Annotated in this window: 26 protein-coding genes; 14 read left to right on the top strand and 12 right to left on the bottom strand. The window is 75.4% G+C overall.

Annotated features, from left to right (window positions below):
* Window positions 1-118: 118 nt before the first annotated feature.
* On the bottom strand, window positions 119-775 hold the full coding sequence (locus tag H1D33_RS11740) for a C39 family peptidase (RefSeq protein ID WP_181568031.1): 657 nt from the start codon (window positions 773-775) through the stop codon (window positions 119-121).
* A 683-nt stretch (window positions 776-1,458) separates the two neighbouring features.
* Here H1D33_RS11740 and H1D33_RS11735 point away from each other — a divergent pair.
* Complete coding sequence (locus H1D33_RS11735; protein WP_246411435.1) at window positions 1,459-1,986, top strand: GNAT family N-acetyltransferase; 528 nt, start codon at window positions 1,459-1,461, stop codon at window positions 1,984-1,986.
* Window positions 1,987-1,998: 12 nt separating this feature from the next.
* Here H1D33_RS11735 and H1D33_RS11730 read toward each other — a convergent pair whose 3' ends face one another.
* Window positions 1,999-3,444 (bottom strand): M20/M25/M40 family metallo-hydrolase, encoded by a 1,446-nt coding sequence (locus H1D33_RS11730; RefSeq protein ID WP_181568033.1) that lies wholly within the window; start codon window positions 3,442-3,444, stop codon window positions 1,999-2,001.
* A 101-nt stretch (window positions 3,445-3,545) separates the two neighbouring features.
* On the opposite strand from H1D33_RS11730, the gene H1D33_RS11725 reads away from it, so the two are divergent.
* Window positions 3,546-4,844 carry an NAD(P)/FAD-dependent oxidoreductase gene (locus H1D33_RS11725; RefSeq protein ID WP_181568034.1) on the top strand — a complete coding sequence of 433 codons (1,299 nt, stop codon included), beginning with the start codon at window positions 3,546-3,548 and terminating at the stop codon, window positions 4,842-4,844.
* 9 nt (window positions 4,845-4,853) lie between these two features.
* Here H1D33_RS11725 and H1D33_RS11720 read toward each other — a convergent pair whose 3' ends face one another.
* The 3 genes from H1D33_RS11720 to H1D33_RS11710 form a co-directional block, all read right to left on the bottom strand.
* Complete coding sequence (locus tag H1D33_RS11720) at window positions 4,854-6,035, bottom strand: AI-2E family transporter (protein ID WP_181568035.1); 1,182 nt, start codon at window positions 6,033-6,035, stop codon at window positions 4,854-4,856.
* A 79-nt stretch (window positions 6,036-6,114) separates the two neighbouring features.
* Window positions 6,115-6,900, bottom strand: coding sequence for a spermidine synthase (locus tag H1D33_RS11715; RefSeq protein ID WP_181568036.1), 786 nt, complete (start codon window positions 6,898-6,900; stop codon window positions 6,115-6,117).
* A gap of 84 nt (window positions 6,901-6,984) precedes the next feature.
* The gene (locus H1D33_RS11710; protein WP_181568037.1) at window positions 6,985-7,956 is read right to left on the bottom strand and encodes a DUF2267 domain-containing protein; all 972 of its coding nucleotides are present in this window, start codon (window positions 7,954-7,956) and stop codon (window positions 6,985-6,987) included.
* A 186-nt stretch (window positions 7,957-8,142) separates the two neighbouring features.
* Between H1D33_RS11710 and H1D33_RS11705 the strand changes: the two genes are divergently transcribed.
* Window positions 8,143-8,442, top strand: coding sequence for a hypothetical protein (locus H1D33_RS11705; protein ID WP_181568038.1), 300 nt, complete (start codon window positions 8,143-8,145; stop codon window positions 8,440-8,442).
* Between the two features lie 76 nt (window positions 8,443-8,518).
* Here H1D33_RS11705 and H1D33_RS11700 read toward each other — a convergent pair whose 3' ends face one another.
* On the bottom strand, window positions 8,519-8,866 hold the full coding sequence (locus tag H1D33_RS11700; protein WP_181568039.1) for an STAS domain-containing protein: 348 nt from the start codon (window positions 8,864-8,866) through the stop codon (window positions 8,519-8,521).
* A 43-nt stretch (window positions 8,867-8,909) separates the two neighbouring features.
* Complete coding sequence (locus H1D33_RS11695; RefSeq protein ID WP_307755394.1) at window positions 8,910-9,296, bottom strand: STAS domain-containing protein; 387 nt, start codon at window positions 9,294-9,296, stop codon at window positions 8,910-8,912.
* Between the two features lie 204 nt (window positions 9,297-9,500).
* Here H1D33_RS11695 and H1D33_RS11690 point away from each other — a divergent pair, with 204 nt between their 5' ends.
* The 5 genes from H1D33_RS11690 to H1D33_RS11670 all read left to right on the top strand — a co-directional run bounded on the left by H1D33_RS11690 (window position 9,501) and on the right by H1D33_RS11670 (window position 13,786).
* On the top strand, window positions 9,501-11,264 hold the full coding sequence (locus H1D33_RS11690) for a PP2C family protein-serine/threonine phosphatase (RefSeq protein WP_181568041.1): 1,764 nt from the start codon (window positions 9,501-9,503) through the stop codon (window positions 11,262-11,264).
* On the top strand, window positions 11,261-12,313 hold the full coding sequence (locus H1D33_RS11685; protein ID WP_181568042.1) for a cobalamin B12-binding domain-containing protein: 1,053 nt from the start codon (window positions 11,261-11,263) through the stop codon (window positions 12,311-12,313). Before H1D33_RS11690 ends, H1D33_RS11685 begins: the two co-directional genes overlap by 4 nt.
* 76 nt (window positions 12,314-12,389) lie before the next feature.
* Window positions 12,390-12,737 carry an STAS domain-containing protein gene (locus tag H1D33_RS11680; RefSeq protein ID WP_181568043.1) on the top strand — a complete coding sequence of 116 codons (348 nt, stop codon included), beginning with the start codon at window positions 12,390-12,392 and terminating at the stop codon, window positions 12,735-12,737.
* A 68-nt stretch (window positions 12,738-12,805) separates the two neighbouring features.
* A complete protein-coding gene (locus H1D33_RS11675) occupies window positions 12,806-13,252 on the top strand; it encodes a response regulator (protein ID WP_181568044.1) in 447 nt (148 codons plus the stop codon).
* 120 nt (window positions 13,253-13,372) lie between these two features.
* The gene (locus H1D33_RS11670; protein WP_246411437.1) at window positions 13,373-13,786 is read left to right on the top strand and encodes an ATPase; all 414 of its coding nucleotides are present in this window, start codon (window positions 13,373-13,375) and stop codon (window positions 13,784-13,786) included.
* 78 nt (window positions 13,787-13,864) lie between these two features.
* Here the strand turns inward: H1D33_RS11670 and H1D33_RS11665 are convergent, their stop codons facing one another.
* Window positions 13,865-14,701, bottom strand: a complete 837-nt coding sequence (locus tag H1D33_RS11665) for a hypothetical protein (RefSeq protein WP_181568045.1) — start codon at window positions 14,699-14,701, stop codon at window positions 13,865-13,867.
* A gap of 329 nt (window positions 14,702-15,030) precedes the next feature.
* Between H1D33_RS11665 and H1D33_RS11660 the strand changes: the two genes are divergently transcribed.
* Window positions 15,031-15,981 (top strand): endonuclease/exonuclease/phosphatase family protein, encoded by a 951-nt coding sequence (locus H1D33_RS11660; protein WP_246411441.1) that lies wholly within the window; start codon window positions 15,031-15,033, stop codon window positions 15,979-15,981.
* Window positions 15,982-15,990: 9 nt separating this feature from the next.
* On the opposite strand, the gene H1D33_RS11655 is transcribed toward H1D33_RS11660, so the two are convergent.
* Together H1D33_RS11655 and H1D33_RS11650 are read right to left on the bottom strand one after the other, a co-directional pair.
* Window positions 15,991-16,419, bottom strand: a complete 429-nt coding sequence (locus tag H1D33_RS11655; RefSeq protein WP_091058427.1) for an OsmC family protein — start codon at window positions 16,417-16,419, stop codon at window positions 15,991-15,993.
* 75 nt (window positions 16,420-16,494) lie between these two features.
* Window positions 16,495-17,442 (bottom strand): serine/threonine-protein kinase, encoded by a 948-nt coding sequence (locus H1D33_RS11650; RefSeq protein ID WP_181568046.1) that lies wholly within the window; start codon window positions 17,440-17,442, stop codon window positions 16,495-16,497.
* A gap of 136 nt (window positions 17,443-17,578) precedes the next feature.
* On the opposite strand from H1D33_RS11650, the gene H1D33_RS11645 reads away from it, so the two are divergent.
* Entirely contained in the window at window positions 17,579-17,803 is a 225-nt protein-coding gene (locus tag H1D33_RS11645; protein WP_181568047.1) for a hypothetical protein, read from the top strand.
* 6 nt (window positions 17,804-17,809) lie between these two features.
* On the opposite strand, the gene H1D33_RS11640 is transcribed toward H1D33_RS11645, so the two are convergent.
* Entirely contained in the window at window positions 17,810-18,607 is a 798-nt protein-coding gene (locus H1D33_RS11640) for an alpha/beta fold hydrolase (RefSeq protein ID WP_181568048.1), read from the bottom strand.
* On the bottom strand, window positions 18,604-19,497 hold the full coding sequence (locus H1D33_RS11635) for an SDR family oxidoreductase (protein ID WP_181568049.1): 894 nt from the start codon (window positions 19,495-19,497) through the stop codon (window positions 18,604-18,606). Before H1D33_RS11635 ends, H1D33_RS11640 begins: the two co-directional genes overlap by 4 nt.
* 129 nt (window positions 19,498-19,626) lie before the next feature.
* Here H1D33_RS11635 and H1D33_RS11630 point away from each other — a divergent pair, with 129 nt between their 5' ends.
* The 4 genes from H1D33_RS11630 to H1D33_RS11615 are packed head-to-tail and all read left to right on the top strand — an operon-like array spanning window position 19,627 to window position 25,465.
* Window positions 19,627-20,367 (top strand): response regulator transcription factor, encoded by a 741-nt coding sequence (locus tag H1D33_RS11630; RefSeq protein ID WP_181572784.1) that lies wholly within the window; start codon window positions 19,627-19,629, stop codon window positions 20,365-20,367.
* Complete coding sequence (locus H1D33_RS11625) at window positions 20,345-21,838, top strand: sensor histidine kinase (RefSeq protein WP_181568050.1); 1,494 nt, start codon at window positions 20,345-20,347, stop codon at window positions 21,836-21,838. The genes H1D33_RS11630 and H1D33_RS11625 overlap by 23 nt, the downstream gene beginning before the upstream one ends.
* A 45-nt stretch (window positions 21,839-21,883) precedes the next feature.
* Window positions 21,884-24,238, top strand: a complete 2,355-nt coding sequence (locus H1D33_RS11620; RefSeq protein WP_307755393.1) for a glycosyltransferase family 39 protein — start codon at window positions 21,884-21,886, stop codon at window positions 24,236-24,238.
* A gap of 3 nt (window positions 24,239-24,241) precedes the next feature.
* The gene (locus tag H1D33_RS11615) at window positions 24,242-25,465 is read left to right on the top strand and encodes a glycosyltransferase (protein WP_414685520.1); all 1,224 of its coding nucleotides are present in this window, start codon (window positions 24,242-24,244) and stop codon (window positions 25,463-25,465) included.
* The last annotated feature ends 75 nt before the right edge of the window (window positions 25,466-25,540 follow it).

The following is a 25,540-nucleotide window of genomic DNA, read 5'->3' as shown; positions in this document are numbered from 1 at the left end:
GTGACCCGTCCTGGTGACGACGCCGACGTGACGGCGAGGTGACCAGCACACGGCCGTTGGACACGCAGGAAGGGCCCGACCCCCTCGTGGGGTCGGGCCCTTCCTGCGTGTGTGGGTGTCAGCTGGTGCTGTAGCCGCGGGTGGCGATCCAGTCGGCGAGGTTGTCCACGCTCATGCGGTAGGAGGCGGTGTCGGGGTTGGCGCTGTCGGCGATGGTGACGGTCTTGCCGCCGTCGCGGTAGCCGATGACGCTGATGTAGTGCCCGCCCTCGAACGAGTGCGTGTTGCCGTCGGTGTCGGTGGCGGTGCCCGCGATGTTGGCCACGACCGCGCGGCCGTTGTCGACCGTGCGCACGACGTCGGCGCGCAGCTTGTCGGTCTGCTTGTCGTCGGCCTTGGGGCTGCGGATCTCGACCGACCTGTAGGCGTCCTTGCGGCCGGTCTCCTTGTTCAGCACCGGGGTGATGTCGTTGATCGAGTTGGTGCCGGACTCGGTGGTGCCCATCTCCTTGGCCATGGCGTCCACGTCGATGTTCTTGCCCTGCACCGACAGCGCGTTGCGGGCCGCGGCCGGGCCGCAGAAGTAGAAGTTGGGCTGCGCCTCGTAGCGCACGTCCAGCTCCCGCTCGCCGTGGCCGCGCCGGTCGGTCTGGACCTGGGCGGCGCGCTCGGCGGGGGTGGCCTGGGCGGCGATGGCGGGTCCGGCGATGCCGCCGGTGGTGGCGGCGATACCGGCAGCGGTCAGCACAGTCTTACGTAGCAGGGTGGTAGCCATGATGGTTGCCTCCCAAGAGGGGGTTGGGGATGCACGCGGCCGGGGGCCTGCGTGGAGGGAAAGTCTGGGGTGGGCTCGGCGGCCGGTTGGCCTGCTCCGGGGCCCGCACGCCGGGGCCACGGGGGTGGCCTGCTCGGCGGTTCAGGGGATGTAACGACGGCCGGCGGCCGGTCATTCCGACGCCTGCCGGGTCACGGGCTCGCCGGCTCGGGGATGTAACGACGGCCGGCGGCCAATCATTCCGACCGGAGCTGCCGGCGGTCAGGGCCGGGCTCCACGCGGTCTGCCAGGTATAACGCCCCGCCCCGGGCCCCGATTCCGCCCCGCGATGACGCCCACCACACCACCTCGACCCATTGGGACAAAAATCGCATAACGCCCACCAGTTCCGGATCTTCGCCCCCGAAGCGCCACCTCCTCGTTGATCATGAAGTTGCCGTGCCGGAGAGCGCTCCCTCGCGCGGTCAACTTCATGATCAACGAGATGGGGGCAGTCGGAGGTGGGCAGGCGGGGCCTCAGGGTGGGGGCGTCGGTGATCAAGGAGTTTGTGTGAGCGTTGATCTCTGTGGGGACACAAACTCCTTGATCACCAGGCGGCGAGGCGGGAGGTGGCGAGGCTGGAGGCGGGACGTGGGGAGGGGTGAGGGGACGCGGGTGGTGGGGTGGTGGAGAGTGGGGCGCTGTGAGGTATCTGCGTAGCGACGGTCGGGTCGCCATCCGCCGGCCCCGGCCGGGCGACGAGGCGGAGTTCGTGGCCGCCGCCCGGCGCAGCCGGGACCTGCACCACCCGTGGCTGTCCGCGCCGGGCGACGCCGAGCAGTACGCGGCGTACCTGCGGAAGACGCGGCGACGCGACACCGAAGGGTTCCTGTTCTGCGACCGGGCCACCGGCCAGATCGCCGGGTACGCGAACATCGGCGGCATCGTGCTCGGCGCGCTGCGGGGCGGCTACCTCGGTTATGCCGCGTTCCGCCCGTACGCGGGGACCGGTCACGCCTCGGCCGGCGTGGCGCTGGTGGTCGCGCACGCGTTCGAGGCGCTCGGGCTGCACCGGCTGGAGGCGAACATCCAGCCGGGCAACGAGCCGTCGAAGAAGCTGGCCGGCCGGCTCGGCTTCCGGCTGGAGGGCTTCTCCCCGGACTACCTGTTCGTCGACGGCGCGTGGCGGGACCACGAGCGCTGGGCGATCACGGCCCCGCCGACGCCCTGACCGGCCGGCGTCTCAGCTTCCCGGTTTCGGGAACGCGACCGGGCTGCGGTGCCCGGCCCGGTCCACCGCCCGCACGCCGAAGAACACGTTGTCCTTGGACAGGTCGATCGTCACCTCGGTGACGTCGCCGACCGCGAGGACCTTCTGCCACCGGTCGGCGGTGGTCTCCCGCCACACCACCTCGTAGCCGGCCAGGTCCTCCTCGGTGCCGCGCTGCCAGCGCAGCGTGGTGTCGTTGGTGAGGTTGGTGGTGACCACGATCGTCCCCTTCGGCGTGCCGGGGGCCTGGGCGAGCGACCACAGCGTCGCGGCGTTCACCCGGGCCACCCGGGTGATGTAGTCGAAGTCGCAGAACTCGGGCAGGTCGCCGTACTGCACGCCGTCGACCACCCGGACGTCCTGGTGCTGGTGGGCGAAGTCCTCGGCGGGCTCGGTGAACCGGCCGGCGGGCCAGCCCTCGCGCAGGAACGAGATGTGGTCGCTGCCGCGCAGGTAGCGGTCCCGCCGGTAGATCACCCGGACGTCCATCCCGGTCGCGCCGTTGTCGGCCACGTCGCTGACGAACCGGGCGAGCTGCCGCGACGGGGAGTCGTTCTCGCCGCCGACGGACTGCCGCACGCTCGCCTCGGCCGGCGTCTCCGCGGTCGGCACGCCCTCGGCGAACAGCCGCACGGTACGCGGGTCGCGGGTGCCGTCGTCGGCGGTGCTGCTGCCGACGATGTCGTTGCTGAACATGCCCTGCACGTCCACGCCGGCGGCCTTCAACCGCCCGGCGAGGTACGCCGAGCCGTACAGTCCCTGCTCCTCGCCGGCGACGGCGGCGAGCACGATGGTGGCCTCGCTGCGCCGGGTGGCCAGCACCCGGGCCAGTTCCATCACCACGGCCACCCCGGACGCGTCGTCGTCGGCGCCGGGCGCGTCGCTGGTCGCGTCCATCACGTCGGTGGCGCGGGAGTCGTAGTGGCCGGTGATGACGTACACCCGCTCTCCGGTGACGTCGCCGCGCAGCGTCGCCACCACGTTGGTGATGGTGGTGGCGGTGGGGATCCGGGACGCCGGCTCCTGCACGTAGGACTGGAGTTCGACGGTCATCCGGCCGCCGGAGGCGGCGGCGTACTCGGACAGCCGGGCGTGGATCCAGTCGCGGGCGGCGCCGATGCCGCGTACCGGATCGTCCTGGCTGGAGAGGGTGTGCCGGGTGCCGAACGCGGCGAGCCGCCGGACGGTGGCCTCGATCCGCCGCCGGTCGATCTCGCGCAGCAGCGCGGTCAGCTCGCGGTCCGGCGGTTGCGGCCGGGCCGGCCGGCCCGGGCCGCGCGGGACGGCGGGCGCGGCGGACGCGGGGTCCGCGGCGAGCGGCGTGGCGACGGCGGCGGCGGTGGCCGCGGCGGAGGCGGTGAGGAAGGTACGCCGGGTCGACCTCGTGGGTCGGCCCTCGGCGGTCTCGTGGTTTCCCATCCCGGCATCCTCGCGCCGATCACGAGGAATGTCCATATCGGTACGGGTGGATGGATCATCGCTCACGTTTGCCGCAGGCCTGCCCGGGAACGGCAGCAGACATGACGAAACCACGTGTGGTGATCGTGGGGGCCGGGTTCGCCGGGTACCACGCGGCCAAGACGTTGCGCCGGCTGGCCCGCGACCGGGCCGAGATCGTCCTGTTGAACACGACCGACTACTTCCTCTACCTGCCGCTGCTGCCCGAGGTGGCGGCCGGCGTGGTCGAGCCGACCCGGATCTCGGTGCCGCTCGCCGGCACGCTCGACGGCGTGCGGGTGGTGGTCGGTGAGGCGGACCGGGTCGACCTGCAGAACCGCTGGGTCGGTTACCGCTCCGCCGAGGGCGACCACGGCCAGCTCGCGTACGACCGGTTGATCCTCTCCGTGGGCAGCGTCAACAAGCTGCTGCCCATCCCCGGCGTCACCGAGTACGCGCACGGCTTCCGCGGCCTGCCCGAGGCGCTCTACCTGCACGACCACGTGGTCCGCCAGGTGGAGCTGGCCGAGCTGACCGACGACCCGGCCGAGCAGCGGGCGCGTACCACGTTCGTGGTGGTGGGGGCCGGCTACACCGGCACCGAGGTCGCCGCGCACGGGCAGCTCTTCACCGACCGGCTGGTGGCCCAGCGACCGCACCTCAAGGTCCGGCCGCGCTGGATGCTGCTGGACGTCGCCCCCCGGGTGCTGCCCGAGCTGGACCGGCGGATGTCCGTCACCGCCGACCGGGTGCTGCGCCGTCGCGGCGTGGACGTGCGGATGGGCACGTCGGTGGGCGAGGCCACCCCGGACGGGGTGCTGCTCACCGACGGCGAGTACGTGCCGACGTGCAGCCTGATCTGGTGCGTCGGCGTCCGACCCGACCCGTTCGTGGCCGAGCTGGGGCTGCGCACCGAGAAGGGCCGGCTGGTGGTCGACGAGTTCCTCAACGTCCCCGGCTATCCCGAGGTGTTCGCCTGCGGGGACGCCGCCGCCGTCCCCGACCCGACCCGGCCCGGTCAGGTCTGCGCGATGACCGCGCAGCACGCCCAGCGGCAGGGCAAGCTGGCCGCGCACAACATCGCCGCCTCGTACGGGCAGGGCACCCGCAAGTCGTACAAGCACCACGACCTGGGCTGGGTGGTCGACCTGGGCGGCAAGGACGCGGCGGCGAACCCGCTGCACGTGCCGCTGTCCGGCCTGCCGGCCAAGGCGGTCACCCGCGGCTACCACCTGCTGGCCATGCCCGGCAACCGGCCGCGCGTCGCCGCGGACTGGGCGCTCGACGCGACGCTGCCCCGCCCGGCGGTGCAGCTCGGCCTGATCCCGGCCAACGCGGTGCCGCTGGAGAGTGAGTCGCCCGAACTGGTCCACCGAACCTGACGTCGGCGCTCAGCCACCGGCCGGCGGGCGGTCCCGGGTGCCGGGAGCCGACCCACCGGCCGGTGGCCGTGGCGCCGTGCGGGGGTCTGATCCGCCGGCCGGTGGCGGGTCGCCGGGCCGACCGGCACGCTGGTCCGGCCCGGGGTCGGCCGGGGCGGCCAGGGCCAGCCGTCCGGCCGGGACGAACTCGCGCAGCAGCACCTGGACCACGCCGGCCGCCGGGATCGCCAGCAGCGCGCCGACCAGGCCCGCCAACTCGGCCGCCAGCAGTACGCTGACCAGCACGGTCAACGGGTTCAGCCGGACCGCGCGGGCCATGATGACCGGCTGGAGCAGATGGTTCTCCACCTGCTGGTAGACGACGAAGAAGACCAGCACGACGATGCCGGCGGTGGGCGAGCGGGCGAACCCCGCGCCGGCCGCGACGATCGCCCCCAGCGTGGCGCCCACCAGCGGGATCAGGTCGACCACGGCGACCACCAGGGCGATCACCGCGGCGAACGGCACCCCGAGCAGGAGCAGCACGCCGAAGGTCAGGCCGCCGCAGATCACGCTGATCAGCAGGTTGCCGCTCAGGTAGCCGGTGACGATGCGGGACGTGTCGCGGCCGATGCGCCGCAACCGCTCCGCCGGGCCGTCACCGACCAGCCGCAGCGTGCCCGCCACGATCCGCGGCGCCTCCAGCACCATCAGGTACGCCAGCACCACCACCGTGACCAGCGCGGCGACGGCCTGCGCCACGCCCCGGACCAGTCCCACGGTCGGCTCGCCGAGTCGGGAGCCGTACTGGCGCAGCCGGCCGGGCTCGGCGTACCGGAGCAGGTGCAGGCGGTCCAGCAGCTCGCCGACCGGTCCCCGTCCGGCCTGCGCCTCGTGCACCACGTGCGGCGCCCGGTCGGCGAGCCGGCCCAGCTCGTCCACCAGCGGCACGACGATCAACGCGCCCAGCGCCGCGAACAGCGCGAACGCGGCCAGGAAGACCAGCAGGGTGGCGAGCGCGCGCCGGCGGATCCGGCGTTCCAGCCGGTCGACCAGCGGCTTGAGGGCGATTGCGAGGAACGCCGCGACCAGGCCCCAGACGAGCACCCGCCGAGTCGCCCAGACCAGCGCCAACCCGACCACGGTGGCCAGCACGAGGCCGATCACGATCAGCGTCCGGCGGGCGGTGGACCGGTCCTCGGCGACGCTCATCCGGCGCGGCTACCCGCCCTGCCCGGCGGAAAACCCGGCCGCCCGCCGGGCCGGTCGGAGCGGGCCGGCTCAGGTCAGGTCAGGTCAGGTCGGCGTCGGTGACCGGCCAGGCGTCGGCGGCGAACGCGTCGAGCGTCGCCGCGTGCAGCACGGTCCCGGGCACCGGGTCGGCGGCGACCCGGGTGGCGAGGCGGCGCACCGGCAGTCGCCCGGGACGCGGCGTGCCGGCGAGCACCACGTTGCCGTACCGCCGGCCGCGCAGCATCCGCCGGTCGGTGACCAGGTAGACGTCGCCGAAGACGGCGCGCAGCGTGGCGACCTGGGCGCGGGTGTGCGCCAACGGCGGCAGGTCGGTGAGGTTGACCAGGTAGACGCCGTCCGGGCGGAGCACCCGGGCCACCTGCGCGGCGAACTCCACGGCGGCGACGTGCGCCGGCATCCGGGCCGCCCGGTAGACGTCGCCCACCACCACGTCGTACGCCTCCGCCGGCGCCTCGGTGACCGCCTCGCGGGCGTCGCCGAGCGTGACCGCCACCTCCGGCGGCACCGGCGGCAGCCGCCGGCGGACCAGCTCCACCACGCCGGGGTCGCGCTCCACGACCCGCTGCGCGGAACCGGGCCGGGTCGCCGCCAGCCAGCGTGGCAGGGTGAGCGCGCCGCCGCCCAGGTGCAGGGCGGTCAGCGGCCGGCCGGGTGGCGCGGCCAGGTCGATCACGGCGGCGATCCGCCGGACGTACTCGAAGTGCAGGTGGCGGGCGTTCGCCACGTCCACGTAGGACTGCTCCACCCCGTCCGCGAGCAGCGTCCGGCCGGTGGGGCGGGCCGGGTCCACGACGATCTCCAGGACCTCGGCGCCGCTCTCCACCTTCGGCACGCTACCGGGCCGTGCAGATGTTAGGCGGGGCCCCCGCCTATACCGGAGGCGTTAAGCGGGGGCCCCTCCTTATGCTCAGCCGGCGGCCATGCCGGCGCCGGCCTCGTCGATCGCGGCGTCGACCCGGTGCGCCAGGTCCACGTCCGCCGCCGTGACGGCGTCGACCTGCTGGGTCCGGACGGTGAGCACCGCGTTGTCCGGGTCCGGCCGGCCGATCTGCGGGCCGCGCCCGCCGGCGGCCTTGAGCCGGTCCAGCCGGTCGAGCACCCGGTCCAGGTTGCCGCCGGGCAACTCGATGGTGCGCACCAGCGACCGCCGGTCACTGGACCAGTAGGGGAGCGAGGCCAGCGCGTCCCGCAACTCCGGCTCGGTCAGCGGCGCGGTGGCCGAGGACACGCCCACCAGCCCGCCGCCGTAGTCGGCCGGCGCGAGCAGGTCCCGCAACCCGTCCGGTACGCGCAGCGAGCCGACCAGTTCGGCGTCGGCGTCGGCCAGCGCGGCCAGGGTCGCCTCGGCCTGGTAGCGCGCCTGCTCCGGGGTGAGCCGGCTGCGCCGCCCGACCTCGGCCAGGAAGCCCGGCAGGTCCTGCCGCCGCTCGATGCCGTCCACCGGCACCACGTCGTGCAGCTTCACCGGCACCGCGTCGAGCAGCCGTTCCCGTTCGGTCTCGTCGAGTGCCCAGGCCAGGGCGAGCACGGTGGCCTCCGCGGCGACCTTCGCCTCGGCGAAGTCGACGCCGGCCCGCCGGCTCACCGCGTCCACGAGAGCCCGGTAACCCATCGGGGTGGCCGCGTCCGGCAGCGGGTCCGGCAGCGGGCGTGGGCGTTCCGCCACCCCGACCGGCGGCGGCGCGGGTCCGCCACGCGTGCTGTCCGGCTTGTGCCGGCCGGCCGGCGGCGGGCCGGACCGGTCGTGCCGGTCCAGCGAGGTGACCTGCTTGGACGCGCTCAGGCTGGCGCCGGTCCGGCTCGGCCGCAGCCCCTGTTCCCGGGCCTGGCGGGCGAGGGCCCGGCGGCGCTGGTTGTCGCCCTCCATCTGCTTGCGCATCTCCTCGCACCTCGTTCCTGGGTCGGTGACGCTTGCGCCGGAGGCGTTCCCGGCGCTGCCGGGAAGCTAACGGGCGCCCGCGGAGCGACCCGCTTCATTCGCTGCGGGTGAGGGGCGCTCACCCGGCGGGGCCGCAGGATCGCAGGGACCGGACAACTTCCGACGCACGCGGAAGGGCAGGTCGTCATGAAACGGATCGTGGAGATCGTCCCCGCCCGCCCCGGCTGGTACGCCCGCTGGCGTCTCGGCCCGGACGCCACCCGGTGCTACCCGGTGACGTTGTGGGCGTTGCTGGAGGAGAACGACGGCGGCGGGCGCGAGGTGGTCGGCGTCGACTGCGTCGGCCAGTGGCCCGGCGAGGACGACGACGCGGACGCGAACTTCGTCCGCTATCTGTTCCAGACGCCCGATTCCGGCGTGCCGGAGGACGCCGAGCCGGCGCCGGCGGGACGGGCCGGGTCGCGCCCGGCCGTGCCCGCCGCCTGAGCCATCCTCCCGGCCCCCGACCCCTGGTCCCAGGGTCGGGGGCCACCCCCGTCCCGGGATCCGGTCGCGGATTGCCTCAGCCCACCTCGCGGGCGTCGCCCGGCGCGGCACGGGGCGGCGTGGGCAGCAACTCGGCCAGACCGGTGCGGTCCAGCAGTTGCCGGACCCGCGGGGTCATGTCGATCAGGTGGACACCTCCGGTGCCGGACCGGTGGATCACCACCAACGCGCTCAGGCCGGACGAGTCGCACAGCGTCACCCCGGCGAAGTCGAGCCACAGCTCCTGGTGGCCGGCGCGGCGCAGCTCGGCGGCGGCGGCGACGAGTTCCGGGGCAGTGTCGAAGTCGAGCTCGCCGGCCAGCCGCAGCCGGGCGGATCCGGCATCGAGCCGATCCACCTCGATGGTCAACAGCGGGGAGAGCATGCGTCCATGTTCCCAGTCGACCGTGGTGCGGAAACCCCCGGGGTCACGCGGAGGCGGCCGAACCGGATGCGGAGCGGCCGTCGACCGGCGAGCGGTCCAGCAGACCGGTGACCCCGGTCATGTCGAGGATGGTCTCCAGGAAGCGCGGAACCGCCCGCAGCTCGATCGCGGTGCCGGCCTGCTGGCCCTCGCGCCAGGCGTGCACGATCACGGACAGGCCGGTGCTGTCGCAGAAGTTCAGGCCGCCGAAGTCGAACACGAGCGCCGCGGGGCGCTCGGCGAGCAGCCGGTCGACCTCGGCCCGCAGCGGCGCGGACGTGGCGTAGGCCAGGTCGCCGCCGACGCCGACCACCGGGGCGGCCGGGTCGGAGCGGTCCACGGAGATGGTCAGCGGTGCGGCTTCGGGCTTTCTCCGTTGGGATACCACCATCACGCCTTTCCGCAGGCTGCCGGTCGGGCAGGGACGACCGGATCGTAACAATGCCGGGCCCTGCCCGCGCGGCGCGTGCCGGGCGCCCACCGCTCGGCCGAGTGGCGGTACGGGTGGACCGGCGTAGGGTGGGGTGACGAGATGTGACCACAGGCGCCGCTCCGGCGCCTCGCGGATGTCGACGAGGAGAGTGGGGCTCAGCTGGTGACTGCTGCCGACGTCAGGGGTTCCGACCCGGGCGACGGACGGATCTCCACGCCGAGTGCCGCACGGGCTTCAGCGTGGCCGGCCGCCGTCTCGATGACGTCTGCCCTCCCGCCGCTGGCCCCCGACCACGAGGTCACCGCCGTCCCGGACTGGTCCGAGGTGGTCGAGCACTTCCGCGAGGGGCTCATCGTCTGCGACGCCGAGGGTGTGGTCCGTCACGTGAGCCCGGTCGCCGAGCGGCTCGTGCCCGAGGTGGTGGCCGGTGAGGTGCTCGCCGCCGCCGGCGTGGCGCCGCTGAGCGGCGACGGCCCGGCCGAGTTCACCCACCACCGGCGACGGCTGCGGGTGCGCCCGGTGCCGCTCTCCTTCGCCCGGCGCTGCTGGTACGTCGAGGACGTCACCGAGAGCGTGAGCCGGGCCGACGCGCTGCTCGCCGAGCGGGCCCGCTCGCTCTTCCTCGCCGTGGTCGGCGAGAAGCTCGGCAATCCGCTGCACCCCGACCGCGCCGCGGCCGCCGTGGCCCGCCTCGCCGTGCCCACGATCGCCGACGTGGCGGTGCTGGTGCTGGCGCCCCGCTCCGGCCGGGCCCGCTGGTGGCGGTCGACCCGCGTGGACGACGAGGCCCCCGCGGTGGACAGCGGCGTGCTGCCGGCCGCGGCGCTGCCCGCGGCGATCGAGGCCGGCCTCTCCGGCACCGAGCCGCACGCGTTGGACTGGCTGGTCGAGCAGGCCGCCGAGGCGGGCTGGCTGCCCGGTCTCGACGTGCCGGGCGCGACCGCCCGGGTGGTGCCGTTGCCCGGCCGTGAGGCCCCGGCCGGCGTGCTGCTGGTGGCCCGCCGTGCCGGCCGCTGGTACGACCAGGCCGACGTCGACCTGGTCCGCGCGTTCGCGGCCCGGGCCGGGGCGGCGTTGACCACCGCCATGCTCTACCGCGACCAGGCCGAGGTCGCCGACACGTTGCAGGCCAGCCTGCTGCCGGTGGAGCCGGCGGCGGCCTCGGGCGTGCAGTGGGGCACGGCCTACCGCCCGGCGCAGGCGGGGTTGCGCATCGGCGGCGACTTCTACGGTTCGCACCGGCTCGCCGACGGCGGTTCGGTCTTCTTCCTGGGCGACGTGTCCGGCAAGGGTGTGGAGGCGGCGGTCTTCACCGGCCAGCTCCGCCAGTGCCTGCACGCCCTGCACCGGGTCGAGAGCCAGCCGGGCCGGCTGTTGAAGCTGCTCAACGACGCCCTGCTGGAGACCACCCAGGCGCACGGGCAGGGCCGCTTCGCCACCATGGTGCTCGGCGTGACGCGTCCGCACCGCGACGGCGGCCTGACCCTGACCCTGGCCGGCGGCGGGCACCTGCCGCCGCTGGTGCTGCGCGAGTCCGGCGAGGTCGAGGTGGTGCCGTTGAGCGGCATGCTGATCGGCGTGGTGCCGGACCCGCGGATCGGCGAGACCACCGTGCACCTGGCGCCGGGGGAGACCTGCCTGCTCTACAGCGACGGGGTGACCGAGGCGCGCGGCGGGTGGCGCGGCGACGAGCAGTTCGGCGCCGACCGGCTGCTCAACGCGGTGACCGGCTGCCACCGGATGCCCGCGCCGGCGCTGGCCGAGCGGATCGAGCAGGTGACCTGCGACTGGCTCGCCCACGGCGACCACGACGACATCGCGGTGCTCGCGTTGCGGGCGACCGGCCCGGCCGGTCGGGCGACCCGTCACCTGCACGCGGTGCCGGAGCCGAGGAACGCCGACCGATCGAGGGAGCTGCCCGCGTGAGCGCGACGACCGTCGGGGCCGATCCGGCCCACGCCTTCCCCGGCTACCTGGAGTGCCTGGCCGAGGCCGACGAGCAGGCCGCGGTGGCGGTGGCCCGGGGGCTGCTGGAGGCCGGCGTGCCGGCCGAGCGGGTGCTGCTCGACCTGGTCGCCCCGGCCCAGGCCGAGGTGGGGGAGCGGTGGGCGCGCAACGAGTGGAGTGTGGCCCAGGAGCACGCCGCCACCCACATCAGCGAGCGGGTGGTGGCGGCGGTGGCCGCGTACGCCGATCCCCGCCCGACCCGCGGCCGGATCGTGATGGCCTGCATGGACGGTGAGTGGCACGCGCTGCCGGCCCGGCTGGTCGCCGAGGTGCTGCGGCTGCGCGGCTGGCAGGTCGTCTTCCTCGGCGCCAGCGTCCCGGCCGCGCACCTGGTGTCCTACCTGCACCGGTACGACGCCGACGCGGTGGCGCTGGCCTGCGCGCTGCCGATGCGGCTGCCGCACGCCCACCGCATGATCGAGGCGTGCCGCCGCTCCGACGTGCCGGTGGTGGTCGGCGGCCGGGGTTTCGGGGCGGACGGCCGTTGGGCCCGGGTGCTGGGCGTGCCGTGGGCGCCGGACGCGCCGGCCGCGGCCGACCTGGTCGCCGACGACCGGGCGTTGCGCGCGACGCCGCCCGCGCGACTGGACCACCTCGCCGACGACGAGTACGCCAGCCTGGTCAAGCGCCGTGGCGAGCTGATCGACAGCGCGCTGGCCGACCTGCGCGAGCGGGTGCCGGCGGTGGCCGACTACACCCCGGCGCAGCTCGACTCCACGGTCGGTGACCTCGGCTACATCGTCGACTTCCTGGCCGCCGCGCTCTACGTCGACGATCGGACGCTGTTCACCGAGTTCGTCGAGTGGCTGGTGGAGATCCTGGTCAGTCGCGGCGTGCCGGCGGGCGCGGTCGGCCTGACGCTCGACCACTATGGACAGGAGCTGCGCGACTTCCCCCGGGCGGCGGCCTTCCTCGACCGGGGCCGGGCCGTGGTCGGCGGGCTGTCGGCGGCGACCGCGGGCCGCTGACTCGCGGCCGGCCCGCCGGCCCCTATACTTGCTGCACTGCAAGGGTTCGCCTGCGGTGGGAGCGAGAGGGGCCACGGTGACGTTCACCGTCACGTACGCCCAGCGGGGCGAGGCCGGCGCCGGTCTCCGGCTCGCCGGTGAACTCGACCTGAGCACGGCCGGCGAGCTGAACGCGACGATCGACCGGCTGGTCGCCGAGGGCCGGCGGGAACTCCTGGTGGACCTCACCGAGCTGACGTTCTGCGACTCGACGGGCATCGCCGCCTTCGTCCGGGGGGACAACCTCGTCGCCGCCGACGGCGGCTGGCTGCGGCTGACCGGGGCGAGCGGCCGGGTGGCCCGGGTGCTCCAGGTGACCGGGCTGGCCGAGGTGCTCGCACACCGCCGCGACCCGACCGACCCGACCGCGTCGGCCTGCTCCTGATCGGATAGATTTCCCCGCCAGCGGCCGGCCGCGTGCCGGCGCCCTCCCCGAGACGAAGCAGGTGCCCCATGGGCCAGCCCCGACCCAACCCCGTACGCATCCTGGTGGTGGACGACGACCCGGGCGACGTCCTGATGATCGAGGAGGCGCTCGAGGAGTCGGACGTCGACAAGGTCATCGACGTGGTCGCGGACGGCGAGGAGGCGATGGAGTTCCTCCGCCGCGAGGGCCGGCACACCGAGGCGCAGCGGCCGGACGTCATCCTGCTCGACCTGAACATGCCCCGGATGGACGGGCGGCAGGTGCTCGGCGAGGTCAAGCGGGACGAGGACCTGCGGACCATCCCGATCGTGGTGCTGACCACCTCGAACGCCGACACGGACGTGGTCAGCAGCTACACGCTCCAGGCCAACGCCTACGTGACCAAGCCGATCGACTTGGACGACTTCAACGACGTGGTGCGCCGCATCGACGAGTTCTTCGGCCGGGTGGTCGTGCTGCCCAAGCACGCCTGACGGCCCGCCGGCCCGCCCCTGGCGGATGCTGAACATTTTTGCGTGAACGGCCGTCCCCGGCCCCGCCCGCCCCGCAGGATCGTCGGTGGGGGTACGTACGCGGCTGCCTGGGGGGCGACGATGAGGTTCTCGATGGTGGAGTCCGGTTACGACCGGCGTCAGGTGGATTCCTGCCTCGACGAGTTGGACCTCCAACTGGGCCGGCTGGCGGCGCGCGTGGAGGGCGCCGCGGGCTCGGGCCGGGAGTGGGACCAGATCCGGCTGGACGCCCGGCACCTCGGCGACTTCCTCAGGCGTCGCGCCGCGCCGGCCGAGGACGCGACCGCCGCCGCTCCGGGCGCCGCCGAGCGGGAGGCCGCCGCCCTGCTGGCCCGCGCGCGCGCCGAGCTGGAGGCCGCCCGGGACGAGGCCCGCCGGGTGCGCGAGGAGGCGTACGCCGAGGCGGTGCGGGCGCGTCGCGAGTTCGAGGCCGCGCTGCTGGCCCGGCGACGCCACGAGGCCCGCGTCGACGACATCCTCTCCGGCGTGCGGTGAAAGGAAGGGCCCCCGCTTAACGCTTTCGGTAGAGGCGGGGCCCCCGCCTAACAGGCGCAGGCGCAGGCGCAGGCGCCGTCAGGTCAGTGCCGCCACCACGCTGGTGGCCCGGTCCTCGTGCTTGGCGTAGGCGTCCGGGAACGCGGAGACCTGCACCGCCTGGGCGGCCCCGGTGACGCTCATGTCCTCCCAGCCGGGCACCTCGGCCAGCGCGGTGTAGAACGCCCGGGCCGCGTACGCGGGACGCATGAGCTGGGCGACCGTGCCCCAGCCGCTGCTCGGGCGCTGCTGGAACAGCCCGACCGAGTCGTGGTCGGAGCCGCTGCCCTGGTGCGGGTGGTCGAACGACTCCGGCAGCACGTCGCTGGCCAGGTTGTAGAGGTCGCTCTCCTGCATGGCGGTGGCCACCGCCACCACCAGCGCCCGGCGCGGCAGCTTCATGTCCCGCCCGACGTCGACGACGGCCTTCGCGTTGTCCATCTGCCGCTGGTCGAGTCCGGCGACGGGGCGCGGGTGCGTGGGGCGGACCGCCTTGCGCGGCGCCTTCTTCCGGGCCGGTACGGGGCTCGGCGTGGCGGACGGCGCCGGCGGCGTCGGTGCGGCGACCGGCGGCGCGACGCGGGTGAAGTCGCGGGAGGCCCGCTGTTCGACGGCGGCGCGGTCGGCGAGCGCCTCGCTGACCGTCAGGTCCGGCGGTGCGGCCTCGCCGACGCCGACCACGCCGACCAGGCCGAGGCAGCAGGTCACGCCGGTGGCGACCGCGATCCGGCCGGGGGTGGAGCGTCCCGGGCCGCGTCGGGGCGGCTCCGGGGCGCGATGCCGGCCCACCCTCCGTTCGGCCGATGTCGGGTCGATCGTTCGGCGAGCCGGGCGAGTCGCGGACAGGGGCTGGGGATCGGAGTGGTCGGGGTGCACTCGCCGAGGCTAGAGATCTTCCCGGCGCTTGCCATCGGGCTACTTGGTGGGGTGCGCCACACTTTGCCGGAATCCGCCCCCGCATTACCGTCGGTAGATCACGAACCGCACCAACCTCCGGTCTCCGGAAGATCCCGCATGTCGGTTTTGACGGCAGGAAAACGACATCCGCCGGTCTGCGACGCCGCCGCTCATGGCCTCCCCCGTTCGGCCGAGGGCACCCGGTTCACCTGGGTCTCCGCCACCCACCGGGTCGCCGAGGGCGCGAGGGGCCCGGCGTACCGGAATCGGCCGCCCGGAACGTCCGTCCGCTCGATACGATGCGGACGGTGACGGAGCAGATGGTCGACGAGCGGGCCGCCGGGGAACCCGCCGGCCGCCGGGGTCGGCGGGGGATCGTCGTCGTCACCTGTGCCGTGCTGCTCACCGCGCTCCTGCTCGGGCACCGGGCGGTGCCCAACGTGCAGGGCCTGGGCAGCCTGGTGGACAGCGTCACCCCGCTGCTCGGTCTCGGCGTACCCCTGCTCGGGCTGGCGGCGCTGCTGCGCCGCTCCCGCCGCGCGCTGCTCGCGGTGCTGCTGCCGGCGCTGGTCTGGGCCGGCCTCTTCGGCCGCGCCTGGCTGCCCCCGGCCGCCGGCGCCGACGGCACCGCCGTGCGGGTGGCCAGCCAGAACCTGCGCGCCGGAAACCCCGACCCGGCCGCCACCGTCGGCGCGCTGGCCGGCGACGCCCCGGACCTGATCGGGCTGCAGGAGGTCGACGACGACCAGCGGGTGGCGCCCGCGCTGGCCGGCCGCTACCCGCACCGGACGTCGGTCTCCACCGTCGCCCTGTGGAGTCGCTGGCCGATCCGCGAGGCGCACGGCGTGGACACCGGGCTGGGCTGGGACCGGGCCCTGCGCGCCGTGGTGGCCGCGCCACCGGGCGACCTGACCGTGTACGTCGTGCACCTCGGCTCAGCCCGGGCCGGTCACACCGCCACCCGGGACGAGACGGTGACGGCACTGGCCCGCACGGTGCGCGCCGACCCCGCCGAACGGCTGGTGGTGCTCGGCGACCTGAACACCGCCACCACCGACCGGGCCTTCACCCCGCTGACCCGGCTGCTCGGCGACGCCCAGGCCGAGGCCGGTCAGGGCTTCGGCTTCACCTGGCCGGCGCAGGTCCCGCTGACCCGCCCGGACCACGTCCTCTACCGGGGGCTCACCCCGACCACCGCCGGCGTGGTGCACACCCCGGACACCGACCACCGCGCGGTCACCGCCGGCTTCCGCTGGTGAGACGCGCGCTCAGTGCCGGCCGTTCTCGGCCGGGGTGACCGTGAGCCGGTGCCGGCTCGGGTCGCCGCTGGAGAACGGCCAGAGCCGATCGGCGTACGCCACCAGGTCGGACAACTGCTCGCGGGTGAGCCCGGCCGAGGAGATCTCGGCGTGCACGTCGGCCCGGTAGCGGCCGTCGTCGTCGCGGCCCAGCTTCGCCTCCGCGGTCACCTGCACGGTGTGCGCCTCGTCGGTGATCTCGCCGGCCGCCTCCACCGCGGCGTGGTGCAGGCACGAGGCGAACGCGGCGGCCAGGAGCTGCTCCGGCGTCAGTCCGGTGCAGTGCGGCGCCAGCGGGGACGCCAGGGCGGAGGAGAGACCGCCGTCGTCGGTGCGTACGTGACCACCCGCCGCGGTCGCCGTGGCCGACTCGGCCAGCCAGGAACTCGGATCCGGCATCGCGTGCCTCCCGTCACTCACCGGCAGGCGTTCCCGGCCCCCGAGCGGCGAAACCGCGGCCGGGCCGGCAGTACGTCAGCGGATCCCGCCGCTGGTGGCGGCGTCCACCGCCATCGCCTCGGTCTCCTCCGCGGCGGCCCGGTCGGTCCACGGCGACACCTCCCGCACCCGCTGCCGGGGCAGCAGCACGGTCATCGGCACGTAGATGCGCGCGTCCACCGCCTCGGCCAGCAGCAGCGCGGCCATCGGGCTGGTCGGCCGCGCGGCCGGATCGGCGTCGAGGCAGCGGTCGCACAGCTCCGCGACCTCCGGCGGCAGCCCGGGGACCTCCGGCAGCGGCTGCGGCGGCCGGCGGCGACGCGCGCCGAGGAGCTGGGTGGTGCTGCCGGCCTCGTACGGCAGCCGGCCGGTCAGGCAGTAGTAGAGCAGCACGCCGAGCGCGTACATGTCGGCGGCCGGGGTGGCCGGCTGCCGGTCGAGCTGCTCCGGCGCCAGGTAGGCCGGGGTGCCCACGACGATCCCCTCCGGCGTGTGGTCCGGCGCGCCGGCCGGGGTGGCGATGCCGAAGTCGAGCACCTTCACCCCGGACGGGGTGAGGATCACGTTCGCCGGTTTCACGTCCCGGTGCACGATGCCGTGCCCGTGCGCGGCGGCCAGCGCGGCGCACACCTCGGCGCAGACCCGCACCGCGATGCGCCAGTCCAGCGGACCGGCGCGCAGGTGCGCGGCGAGCGTCTCCCCCTCGGCCAGCTCCATCACGATGTACGGCACCGGCCGCCCGTCGGGCAGCGTGGCGGTGCCGAAGTCGTGCACGCTGGCGACGTTCGGATGCACCAGCCGGGCCGCCGAGCGGGCCTCGGCCTGGATCCGTTCCACCGAGCCGGCGTCGCCGTCGAGCCCGGGCGAGATCAGCTTGATGGCGACGGTCCGGTCCAGCACGCGGTCGTGCGCCCGCCAGACCTCCGACATGCCACCAAGGCCGGCTCGCTGTTCGAGCTCGTACCGCCCGCCCAGCGTCCTCATCGATGTCTCCTCGCCCTCATCCGGTGCCCCCGGGTTCCGCTACCCGGCCTCCGAGCTGTGCAAACCGCCGAAGGCGAGCCGGTGGGCGGGGTAGCTTCGCGAACGGAGGTGTCGACGCGGGGACGGAGGGTGAGCGGTGACGCTGGTGCGCGTGCGGTTCGTCGGCGGGCCGGCCGACGACCTCGTCCGGGAGCTGCCGGCCGAACCGGACGGCGCGCCACCGGCCCGCTGGATCATGCGCCACCCGGACCGGCCGGCCGACGGGGTGGCGGACCACCTCTACGAGCGCGGCGGGCGCGCCGGGGCGGACGGCTGGACCATGCGCTACGTGCGTACCGACCCGTTCGGCGCGAGCGAGTGACCCGGTTCAGGCCGGCCCGGCGCCGGTGGTGCCGAGGATGACCGAGGCGACCAGCTCCGGGTCGTCGTGCATCGGCACGTGCCCGCAGCCGGGCAGGTCCAGGTGCCGGGCGGTGGGCAGCCGGGTGCGGGCCAGCGCCGCCTGCCGGTAGGGCAGGATCCGGTCCCGGGTGCCCCACGCCACGGTCACCGGGACGGTGGGCGCGCCGGCGAACGCGTACCCCCGGCCGGCCCGGGCGACGGCGCGGAACGCGCGCGCCTCGCGCAGCGCGCGGGCGTCGGCGAGCGCCACGTCGAGCGCCATCCGGTTGGGCCGGGCCAGCAGCATGCCCATCGCCAGCGCGCGCAGCGCCGGCGCGGCGAACAGGTGCCGCAGCACCGGCTCGGGCAGCCGGGCCGCGTTGCGGTGCAGCGTGAGCACGGTGAGCGCCCAGCGCAGCTCCCGCGCGGTGCAGAAGCCGGCCGGCGACAGCGCGGTGGCCGAGGCGACCGCGCCGGCGGCGGCCAGCTCCAGCGCGATGGCCCCGCCGAGGCTGTTGCCGGCCACGTGCGGGCGTTCCAGCCCGAGCGCGGCGAACAGCTCGACGATGCCGGTCACCAGCGCGGGCATGTCGGCGGGCAGGCCGGCGGCGGGCACCGGCGAGCGGCCGAAGCCGGGCAGGTCGACGGCGATCACGTCGTGCGTCTCGGCGAGCCGGTCCAGCACCGGCAGCCAGGCGCCCCAGTGGTGGCCGATGCCGTGCAGCAGCACCAGCGTCGGCCCGGCGCCGCGCCGCTCGAAGACCACCTCCACTCCGGCGGTCACGGCCGGGCCTCCGGCGTGCTCACCCCGAAGCCCCGGCCCAGCGCCCGCGCCTGTTCCTCGATCAGCGGTACGGTGACCCGGGCGGTCCGCCCGACCAGCCGGTCGGCCAGCGGGCTGACCAGCACCGACCGCACCGCCTGCACGGCGCCCACGGCGCGTGGCACGTAGACGCGGCGGCGTCGTCGCTCGATCGCCCGGACGAACGCCTCGGCGCACTCGGTGACCGTGGTGGTGCGCCGCATCGGCCAGGGCAGCCGGGCCAGCGCCGACTCGAACGCCGGCAGGTCGGCCCGGGCCTCCCGGACCAGGTCGGTGTCCACCCAGGACGGGTGCGCGGTGCCCACCGCCACGCCGCGGTGCGCCAGCTCCAGCCGGATCGCGGTGCCGAAGTGCTCGACGCCGGCCTTGGAGGCGCAGTAGGCGGCCATTCCGGGCAGCGCGGCGAACGCGGCGGCCGAGGAGACGATCAGCAGGTAGCCGCCCCGGTCGATCAGCGCCGGCACGGTCGCCGCGGCCGTGCGCATCACCCCGACCAGGTTGACCTCGACGGTGCGGACCAGCGCCTCGACGTCACCGACGGCGATGGTGCCCCGGTTGGCGACCCCGGCGTTGGCCACCACCGCGTCGATCCCGCCGAGCGCGGCGAGGGTGCCGTCGACCGCCGCGCCCAGCGCGGACTGGTCGGTGACGTCGGCGGCGAACCAGACGTGCCCGGGACCCAGCTCGGCGGCGAGCGCGGCGAGCCGGTCGGGTTCCAGCCCGACGAGCGCCAGCCGCGCGCCCCGGGCCGCGGCGAGCCTGGCGGTGTGCGCGCCGATGCCCCGGGCCGCGCCGGTCACCAGCACCACCTTGCCGGCCAGCGGGCCGGCGGGACGACCGTCGATGGACATGCCGGCAAGTTACCACCGGGTAGCCGGCCGGGAAAGCCCCGGTACGCGCCGCCGCGACCGGCCACAGCTGGTACACAGGATCGGGACAGCAGCGGTTCAGCGGGCGCGTCCACGATGGGGAGCATGGTCATGAACGGGCAGGCCGCGCAGGGCCGGATCGAGTTGCGCCGACCGGACGGCGAACCGGTGCGGGTGCTGGTGGTCGACGACGAGCCGACCCTCACCGACCTGCTGTCGATGGCCCTGCGCTACGAGGGCTGGCAGGTGACCACCGCCGGCAACGGGATGGCCGCGATCAGCGCGGCCCGGCAGTTCCGGCCGGACGCGGTGGTGCTCGACGTGATGCTGCCCGACCTGGACGGCTTCCAGGTGCTGCGCCGCCTGCGCGAGCAGTCGCCCAGCGTGCCGGTGCTCTTCCTGACCGCCCGTGACGCGGTGGAGGAGCGCATCGCCGGGCTGACCGTCGGCGGCGACGACTACGTGACCAAGCCGTTCAGCCTGGAGGAGGTCATCGCCCGGCTGCGCGCCCTGCTGCGCCGCTCCGGTTTCGCGGTGGCCGCCCGGGAGGAGGCGGTCCTCACCGTCGGCGACCTCAGCCTCGACGAGGACAGCCACGAGGTCCGCCGCGGCGACGACCTGATCACGCTCACCGCCACCGAGTTCGAGCTGCTGCGCTACCTGATGCGCAACCCGCGCCGGGTGCTCAGCAAGGCGCAGATCCTGGACCGGGTCTGGAACTACGACTTCGGCGGCCAGGCCAACGTGGTCGAGCTGTACATCTCGTACCTGCGCAAGAAGATCGACGCCGGCCGGGCCCCCATGATCCACACGCTGCGCGGGGCGGGTTATGTCCTCAAGCCCGCCCAGTGACGCACGCGGGCGGCTGCGGCGCCGGCTGGCCGGCTGGTCGCTGCGCCGCCGCCTGGTGCTCTCCGTGGTGGCGCTGCTGGCGCTGGTCAGCCTGGGGGTCGGCGGGGTGACCACGGTCGCCCTGCGGCACTTCCTGATCGGTCGGATCGACGACCAGCTCACCGGCGGTGAGTCGCGCCGGCACGTGCGGCAGCCCTCACCCTTCGACCTGCCGGAGCCTCGGCCGGACAGCTTCCGCCCGGGGTTCCCGCCCGGCTACCCGGCCGAGTCGGTGGCGGCGCGGGTGCTCGACGGGAAGGTCGACGTGGCGTTCCGGCAGACGTCCGCGCAGCCGGCCGCGGTGCCGGTGGACGAGGTCGCCGCGCTGGCCCGGCTCCGCGCCGGCGACGCGCCGCGCACCGTCGCGCTCGACGGGCGCGGTGACTACCGGGCCGCGGCCCGCCAGATGCCCGACGGCGACGTCCTCGTCTTCGCCATCCCGCTGTCCGAGGTCGACGAGACCGTCATGTGGATGGTGGTGGCCCAGGCCGGGGTGATCGGCGCCGGCCTGGTCGTCGCCGGCGGCCTCGGCGCGCTGATCGTGCGCCGCACGCTGCGCCCGCTCAACCGGGTCGCCGCCACCGCCGCCCGGGTCACCGAGCTGCCGCTGGACCGGGGCGAGGTGGCCCTGTCCGTCCGCGTACCGGCCGCCGACACCGACCCCCGCACCGAGGTCGGCCAGGTCGGCGGCGCGCTCAACCGGATGCTCGGCCACGTCGCCGCCGCGCTCGCCGCGCGGCAGGCCAGCGAGACCCGGGTACGCCAGTTCGTCGCCGACGCCAGCCACGAGCTGCGGACGCCGCTGGCCGCCATCCGCGGCTACGCCGAGGTGGCCCGCCGCGGCCGGCAGGAGGTGCCGCCCGACGTGGCCCACGCGCTGCGCCGGGTCGAGTCGGAGAGCACCCGGATGACCAGCCTCGTCGACGACCTGCTGCTGCTCGCCCGGCTCGACTCCGGCCGCCCGCTCGCCGCCGAGCCGGTCGACCTCACCGCGATGGCGGTGAACGCGGTCAGCGACGCGCACGTGGCCGGCCCGGAGCACCGCTGGCGGCTCGACCTGCCGGACGAGCCGCTCGCCGTCACCGGCGACGCGCACCGGCTGCACCAGGTGCTGGCGAACCTGCTCGCCAACGCCCGCGTGCACACCCCACCCGGCACCGCGGTGACCACCCGGCTGGCGGCGGCGCCGGGCGGGGTCGAACTCCGGGTCGCCGACGACGGGCCGGGCATCCCGGCGGACCTGCAACCGGAGGTGTTCGAGCGGTTCGCCCGGGGCGACAGCTCCCGCTCCCGGGCGCACGGCAGCACCGGCCTGGGCCTGGCCATCGTGGCCGCCGTGGTGGAGGCGCACCACGGCCGCGTCGAGGTGGCCAGCCGCCCCGGTCACACCGCGTTCACCGTGTGGCTGCCGGGATCCACAGCGCAGGCATAGCCGGTTCACGGGGGTGCGCCAGCGGGCCTGGTGAGGCTGGCCGGCATGGACAGAACCGAGAGCCTGCTGACCGGCCGGCCCGCGCCCGCGACCGCCAACCGGCCCGCGCCCGCGACCGCCAACCGGCCCGCGCCCGCGACCGCCGGCCCGCCCCCGACCGCCGCAGCCGCCGGCCCGCCCGCCACCGCCGTCGGTCCGCCCGGGCCGGCCGCCGCGCCCGTACCCGAGCCGACGCCGACCCCGGCGGACCCGCGCTGGGCCCGCCCGGCCCTGCTCGGCCTGCTCGCGGCCACCGGCCTGCTCTACCTGTGGGGCCTGGGCGCGTCCGGCTGGGGCAACGCGTTCTACGCGGCGGCCGCCCAGGCCGGCTCGGAGAGCTGGACCGCGTTGTTCTACGGCTCCTCGGACGCGGCCAACTCGATCACCGTGGACAAGACGCCGGCCTCGCTCTGGCTGATGGCGCTCTCGGTACGTGTATTCGGGCTGAACAGTTGGTCGATCCTGGTGCCGCAGGCGCTGCTCGGCGTCGCCTCGGTCGGCGTGCTGTACGCGGCGGTCCGCCGCTGGCACGGCCCGGCGGCCGGCCTGCTCGCCGGCGCGGTCCTCGCGTCGACCCCGGTGGCCACGCTGATGTTCCGGTTCGACAACCCGGACGCGCTGCTGGTGTTCCTGCTGGTGGCCGCCGCGTACGCCACGGTGCGGGCGGTGGAGAGCACGAGCACCCGGTGGCTCGCGCTGGCCGGCGTGCTGGTCGGCTTCGGCTTCCTCACCAAGATGCTCCAGGCGTTCCTGGTGCTCCCGGTGTTCGCCGGCGTCTACCTGCTGGCCGCGCCGACCGGCCTCGGGCGGCGGATCCGCCAGCTCCTGCTGGCCGGGGCGGCCGTGCTGGTCTCCGCCGGCTGGTGGGTGGCGATCGTGGAGCTGGTGCCGGCGAGCGCCCGCCCGTACATCGGCGGCTCGCAGGGCAACAGCATCCTGGAGCTGACCCTGGGCTACAACGGCCTGGGCCGGATCACCGGCGACGAGGTGGGCAGCGTCGGGCCGGGCGCCGGCGCCGGTGGGCCGTTCTCCGGGCAGGCCGGCCTGCTGCGGATGTTCGACACCGAGGTCGGCGGGCAGATCTCCTGGCTGCTGCCGGCCGCGTTGATCCTGCTGGTGGCCGGACTGTGGCTGGTCGGGCGGGCGCCACGGACCGACCGGAGAAGGGCCGGCCTGCTGCTCTGGGGCGGCTGGCTGCTGGTCACCGGGCTGATCTTCAGCTTCATGTCCGGCATCTTCCACGCCTACTACACCGTCGCCCTGGCTCCGGCCGTCGGCGCGCTGGTCGGCATCGGCGGCACCGGTCTCCACCGGGCCCGCACCGCACCCGGCCGCCGGCGCGGCTACGCCGCCACGCTGGTCCTGGCCGGCACGCTCGCGGTGACCGCCTGGTGGTCGTGGCGCCTGCTCGGCCGCAGCCCCGACTGGCAGCCCTGGCTGCGCCCCACCGTGCTCACCGCCGGCCTGACCGCCGCCGCCCTCCTCGCCCTCGTCGACGCCCCGGTGACCAAGGGGTTCGTGTCGCGCCGGACGGCCCGCGGTGACGCGAACTCCTTGATCGACCCGTCACCGGGCCCGAGGTGGGCGCGGTGGGCGGCGGTGGGGGTGTTGGCGCTGGGCGTCGTCGCGGGGTTGGGCGGGCCGGCGGCGTACGCGGTGCAGACCGCGGCCACCCCGCACACCGGCTCGATCCCGAGCGCCGGCCCGTACGTGGCGGGCGGCTTCGGCCCGGGTGGCCGGGGCGGCTTCCCGGGCGGGCGGATGCCGGGCGGCGGGGAGTTCCCCGGCGGGGCGTTCCCGGGTTTCCCGGGCGGCGGCACCGGCCGGAACGGCGCGTTTCCCGGCTTCCCGGGCGGCGGCCAGCCACCGGGCGCTCCCGGCGGGACCGGCCAGGACGGCGGGACCGGCACCGGGACCGGTCAGGACGGCGGGACCGGCACCGGCGGCGGCCGGGACGGCGGGACCGGGCGGGGGCAGCGCGGCGGTGGGATGGGCGGGCTGCTCGACGCCCGCGAGCCGAGCGCGGAGATGACCGCGCTGCTGACGGCCGACGCCGGGGACTACACCTGGGTCGCGGCCACGGTGGGCTCGAACAACGCCTCCGGATACCAGCTCGCCACCGGTGCGCCGGTGATGCCGGTCGGCGGCTTCAACGGCAGCGACCCGTCGCCGACGCTGGCGCAGTTCCAGCGGTACGTGGCCGACGGGCGGATCCACTGGTTCCTCGGCGGCGGCGGGTTCCGCGCCAACGGCGGCAGCAGCGCCTCCGCCGAGATCAGCACGTGGGTCGCCGAGAACTTCACCCCGCGAACCGTCGACGGGGTGAGCGTGTACGACCTGAGCAGCGGAAAGCAGGGCTGAGCGATGATCCTCATGCCCGAGCCGAGGGCCGCCGTGCAGGCCCGGCCCGCCGCCGGCACGCCGGTGCTGGACGTGGTGGTGCCGGTCTACAACGAGGAGGCCGACCTCGGCCCCTGCGTCCGGCGGCTGCACGCGTACCTGGGCGCGCAGTTCCCGTACCCGTTCCGGATCACGGTGACCGACAACGCCAGCACCGACGGCACCCGGGCGGTGGCCGAGGCGCTCGCCGCCGACCTGCCCGAGGTGGAGCTGGTGCACCTGGCGGAGAAGGGGCGCGGCCGGGCGCTGCGGGCCGCCTGGTCCGCCTCGCCGGCGCCGGTGCTCGCGTACCTCGACGTGGACCTCTCGACCGACCTGGCGGCGCTGCCGCCGCTTGTCGCGCCGCTGCTGTCCGGCCACTCCGACCTGGCCATCGGCACCCGGCTGGCACGCACCAGCCGGGTGGTCCGGGGCGCCAAGCGGGAGGTGATCTCCCGGGGCTACAACCTGCTGCTGCGCGGCACGCTCGCGGCGCGTTTCTCGGACGCGCAGTGCGGGTTCAAGGCGATCCGCGCCGACGTGGCGGCCGAACTGCTGCCGCTGGTCCAGGACACCGGCTGGTTCTTCGACACCGAGCTGCTGGTCCTGGCCCAGCGGGCCGGGCTGCGGATCCACGAGGTGCCGGTGGACTGGGTGGACGACCCGGACAGCCGGGTCGACATCGTCGCCACCGCGCTGGCCGACCTGCGCGGCATCGGGCGGCTGGGCCGGGCGCTGGTCACCGGGGCGCTGCCGCTGGCCCGGCTGCGCGCCCAGCTCGGCCGGGGGCCGCTGCCGGCGCCGCCGGCGCAGGTGCCCCGCGGGCTGCCCGGCCAGCTCGCCCGCTTCGCCGCGGTGGGGGTGGCCAGCACGCTCGCGTACCTGCTGCTGTTCCTGGTGGCCCGCGGCCCGCTCGGCGCGCAACCGGCGAACCTGCTGGCGCTGCTGCTGACCGCGGTGGCGAACACGGCGGCCAACCGGCGGCTGACCTTCGGTGTCACCGGTCGCCGCCACGCCGGCCGGCACCACGTCCAGGGGTTGCTCGCGTTCGCCCTGGGTCTGGCGCTGACCAGCGGCTCACTGGCGATCCTGCACGCGCTCACGACCCCGCCGCGCGTCGCCGAGCTGGCCGTCCTGGTGGCGGCCAACCTCGCCGCCACCGCGCTGCGCTTCCTGCTGCTGCGCCTGGCCATGCACCACCGCCCCTGACGTGCCCTCGTCGATCATGAGGTTGGCGGTCGCGACACGCCACGACGCCGACCGCCAACTTCATGATCGACGGTG

The sequence above is a fragment of the Micromonospora ferruginea genome, assembly GCF_013694245.2.
GTDB classification, from domain to species: Bacteria; Actinomycetota; Actinomycetes; order Mycobacteriales; family Micromonosporaceae; genus Micromonospora; species Micromonospora robiginosa.
Note: the sequence above shows the minus strand (reverse complement) of the source record. Positions and strands in the feature narration are given on the sequence as shown.

Coding starts and splice junctions, on each gene's coding strand:
- H1D33_RS11740 (WP_181568031.1), bottom strand. CDS start 775: ATGGCTACCACCCTGCTACGTAAGACTGTGCTGACCGCTGCCGGTATC.
- H1D33_RS11730 (WP_181568033.1), bottom strand. CDS start 3,444: ATGGGAAACCACGAGACCGCCGAGGGCCGACCCACGAGGTCGACCCGG.
- H1D33_RS11725 (WP_181568034.1), top strand. CDS start 3,546: ATGACGAAACCACGTGTGGTGATCGTGGGGGCCGGGTTCGCCGGGTAC.
- H1D33_RS11720 (WP_181568035.1), bottom strand. CDS start 6,035: ATGAGCGTCGCCGAGGACCGGTCCACCGCCCGCCGGACGCTGATCGTG.
- H1D33_RS11710 (WP_181568037.1), bottom strand. CDS start 7,956: ATGCGCAAGCAGATGGAGGGCGACAACCAGCGCCGCCGGGCCCTCGCC.
- H1D33_RS11705 (WP_181568038.1), top strand. CDS start 8,143: ATGAAACGGATCGTGGAGATCGTCCCCGCCCGCCCCGGCTGGTACGCC.
- H1D33_RS11700 (WP_181568039.1), bottom strand. CDS start 8,866: ATGCTCTCCCCGCTGTTGACCATCGAGGTGGATCGGCTCGATGCCGGA.
- H1D33_RS11695 (WP_307755394.1), bottom strand. CDS start 9,296: ATGGTGGTATCCCAACGGAGAAAGCCCGAAGCCGCACCGCTGACCATC.
- H1D33_RS11675 (WP_181568044.1), top strand. CDS start 12,806: ATGGGCCAGCCCCGACCCAACCCCGTACGCATCCTGGTGGTGGACGAC.
- H1D33_RS11670 (WP_246411437.1), top strand. CDS start 13,373: ATGAGGTTCTCGATGGTGGAGTCCGGTTACGACCGGCGTCAGGTGGAT.
- H1D33_RS11655 (WP_091058427.1), bottom strand. CDS start 16,419: ATGCCGGATCCGAGTTCCTGGCTGGCCGAGTCGGCCACGGCGACCGCG.
- H1D33_RS11650 (WP_181568046.1), bottom strand. CDS start 17,442: ATGAGGACGCTGGGCGGGCGGTACGAGCTCGAACAGCGAGCCGGCCTT.
- H1D33_RS11635 (WP_181568049.1), bottom strand. CDS start 19,497: ATGTCCATCGACGGTCGTCCCGCCGGCCCGCTGGCCGGCAAGGTGGTG.
- H1D33_RS11630 (WP_181572784.1), top strand. CDS start 19,627: ATGAACGGGCAGGCCGCGCAGGGCCGGATCGAGTTGCGCCGACCGGAC.
- H1D33_RS11625 (WP_181568050.1), top strand. CDS start 20,345: ATGTCCTCAAGCCCGCCCAGTGACGCACGCGGGCGGCTGCGGCGCCGG.
- H1D33_RS11620 (WP_307755393.1), top strand. CDS start 21,884: ATGGACAGAACCGAGAGCCTGCTGACCGGCCGGCCCGCGCCCGCGACC.
- H1D33_RS11615 (WP_414685520.1), top strand. CDS start 24,242: ATGATCCTCATGCCCGAGCCGAGGGCCGCCGTGCAGGCCCGGCCCGCC.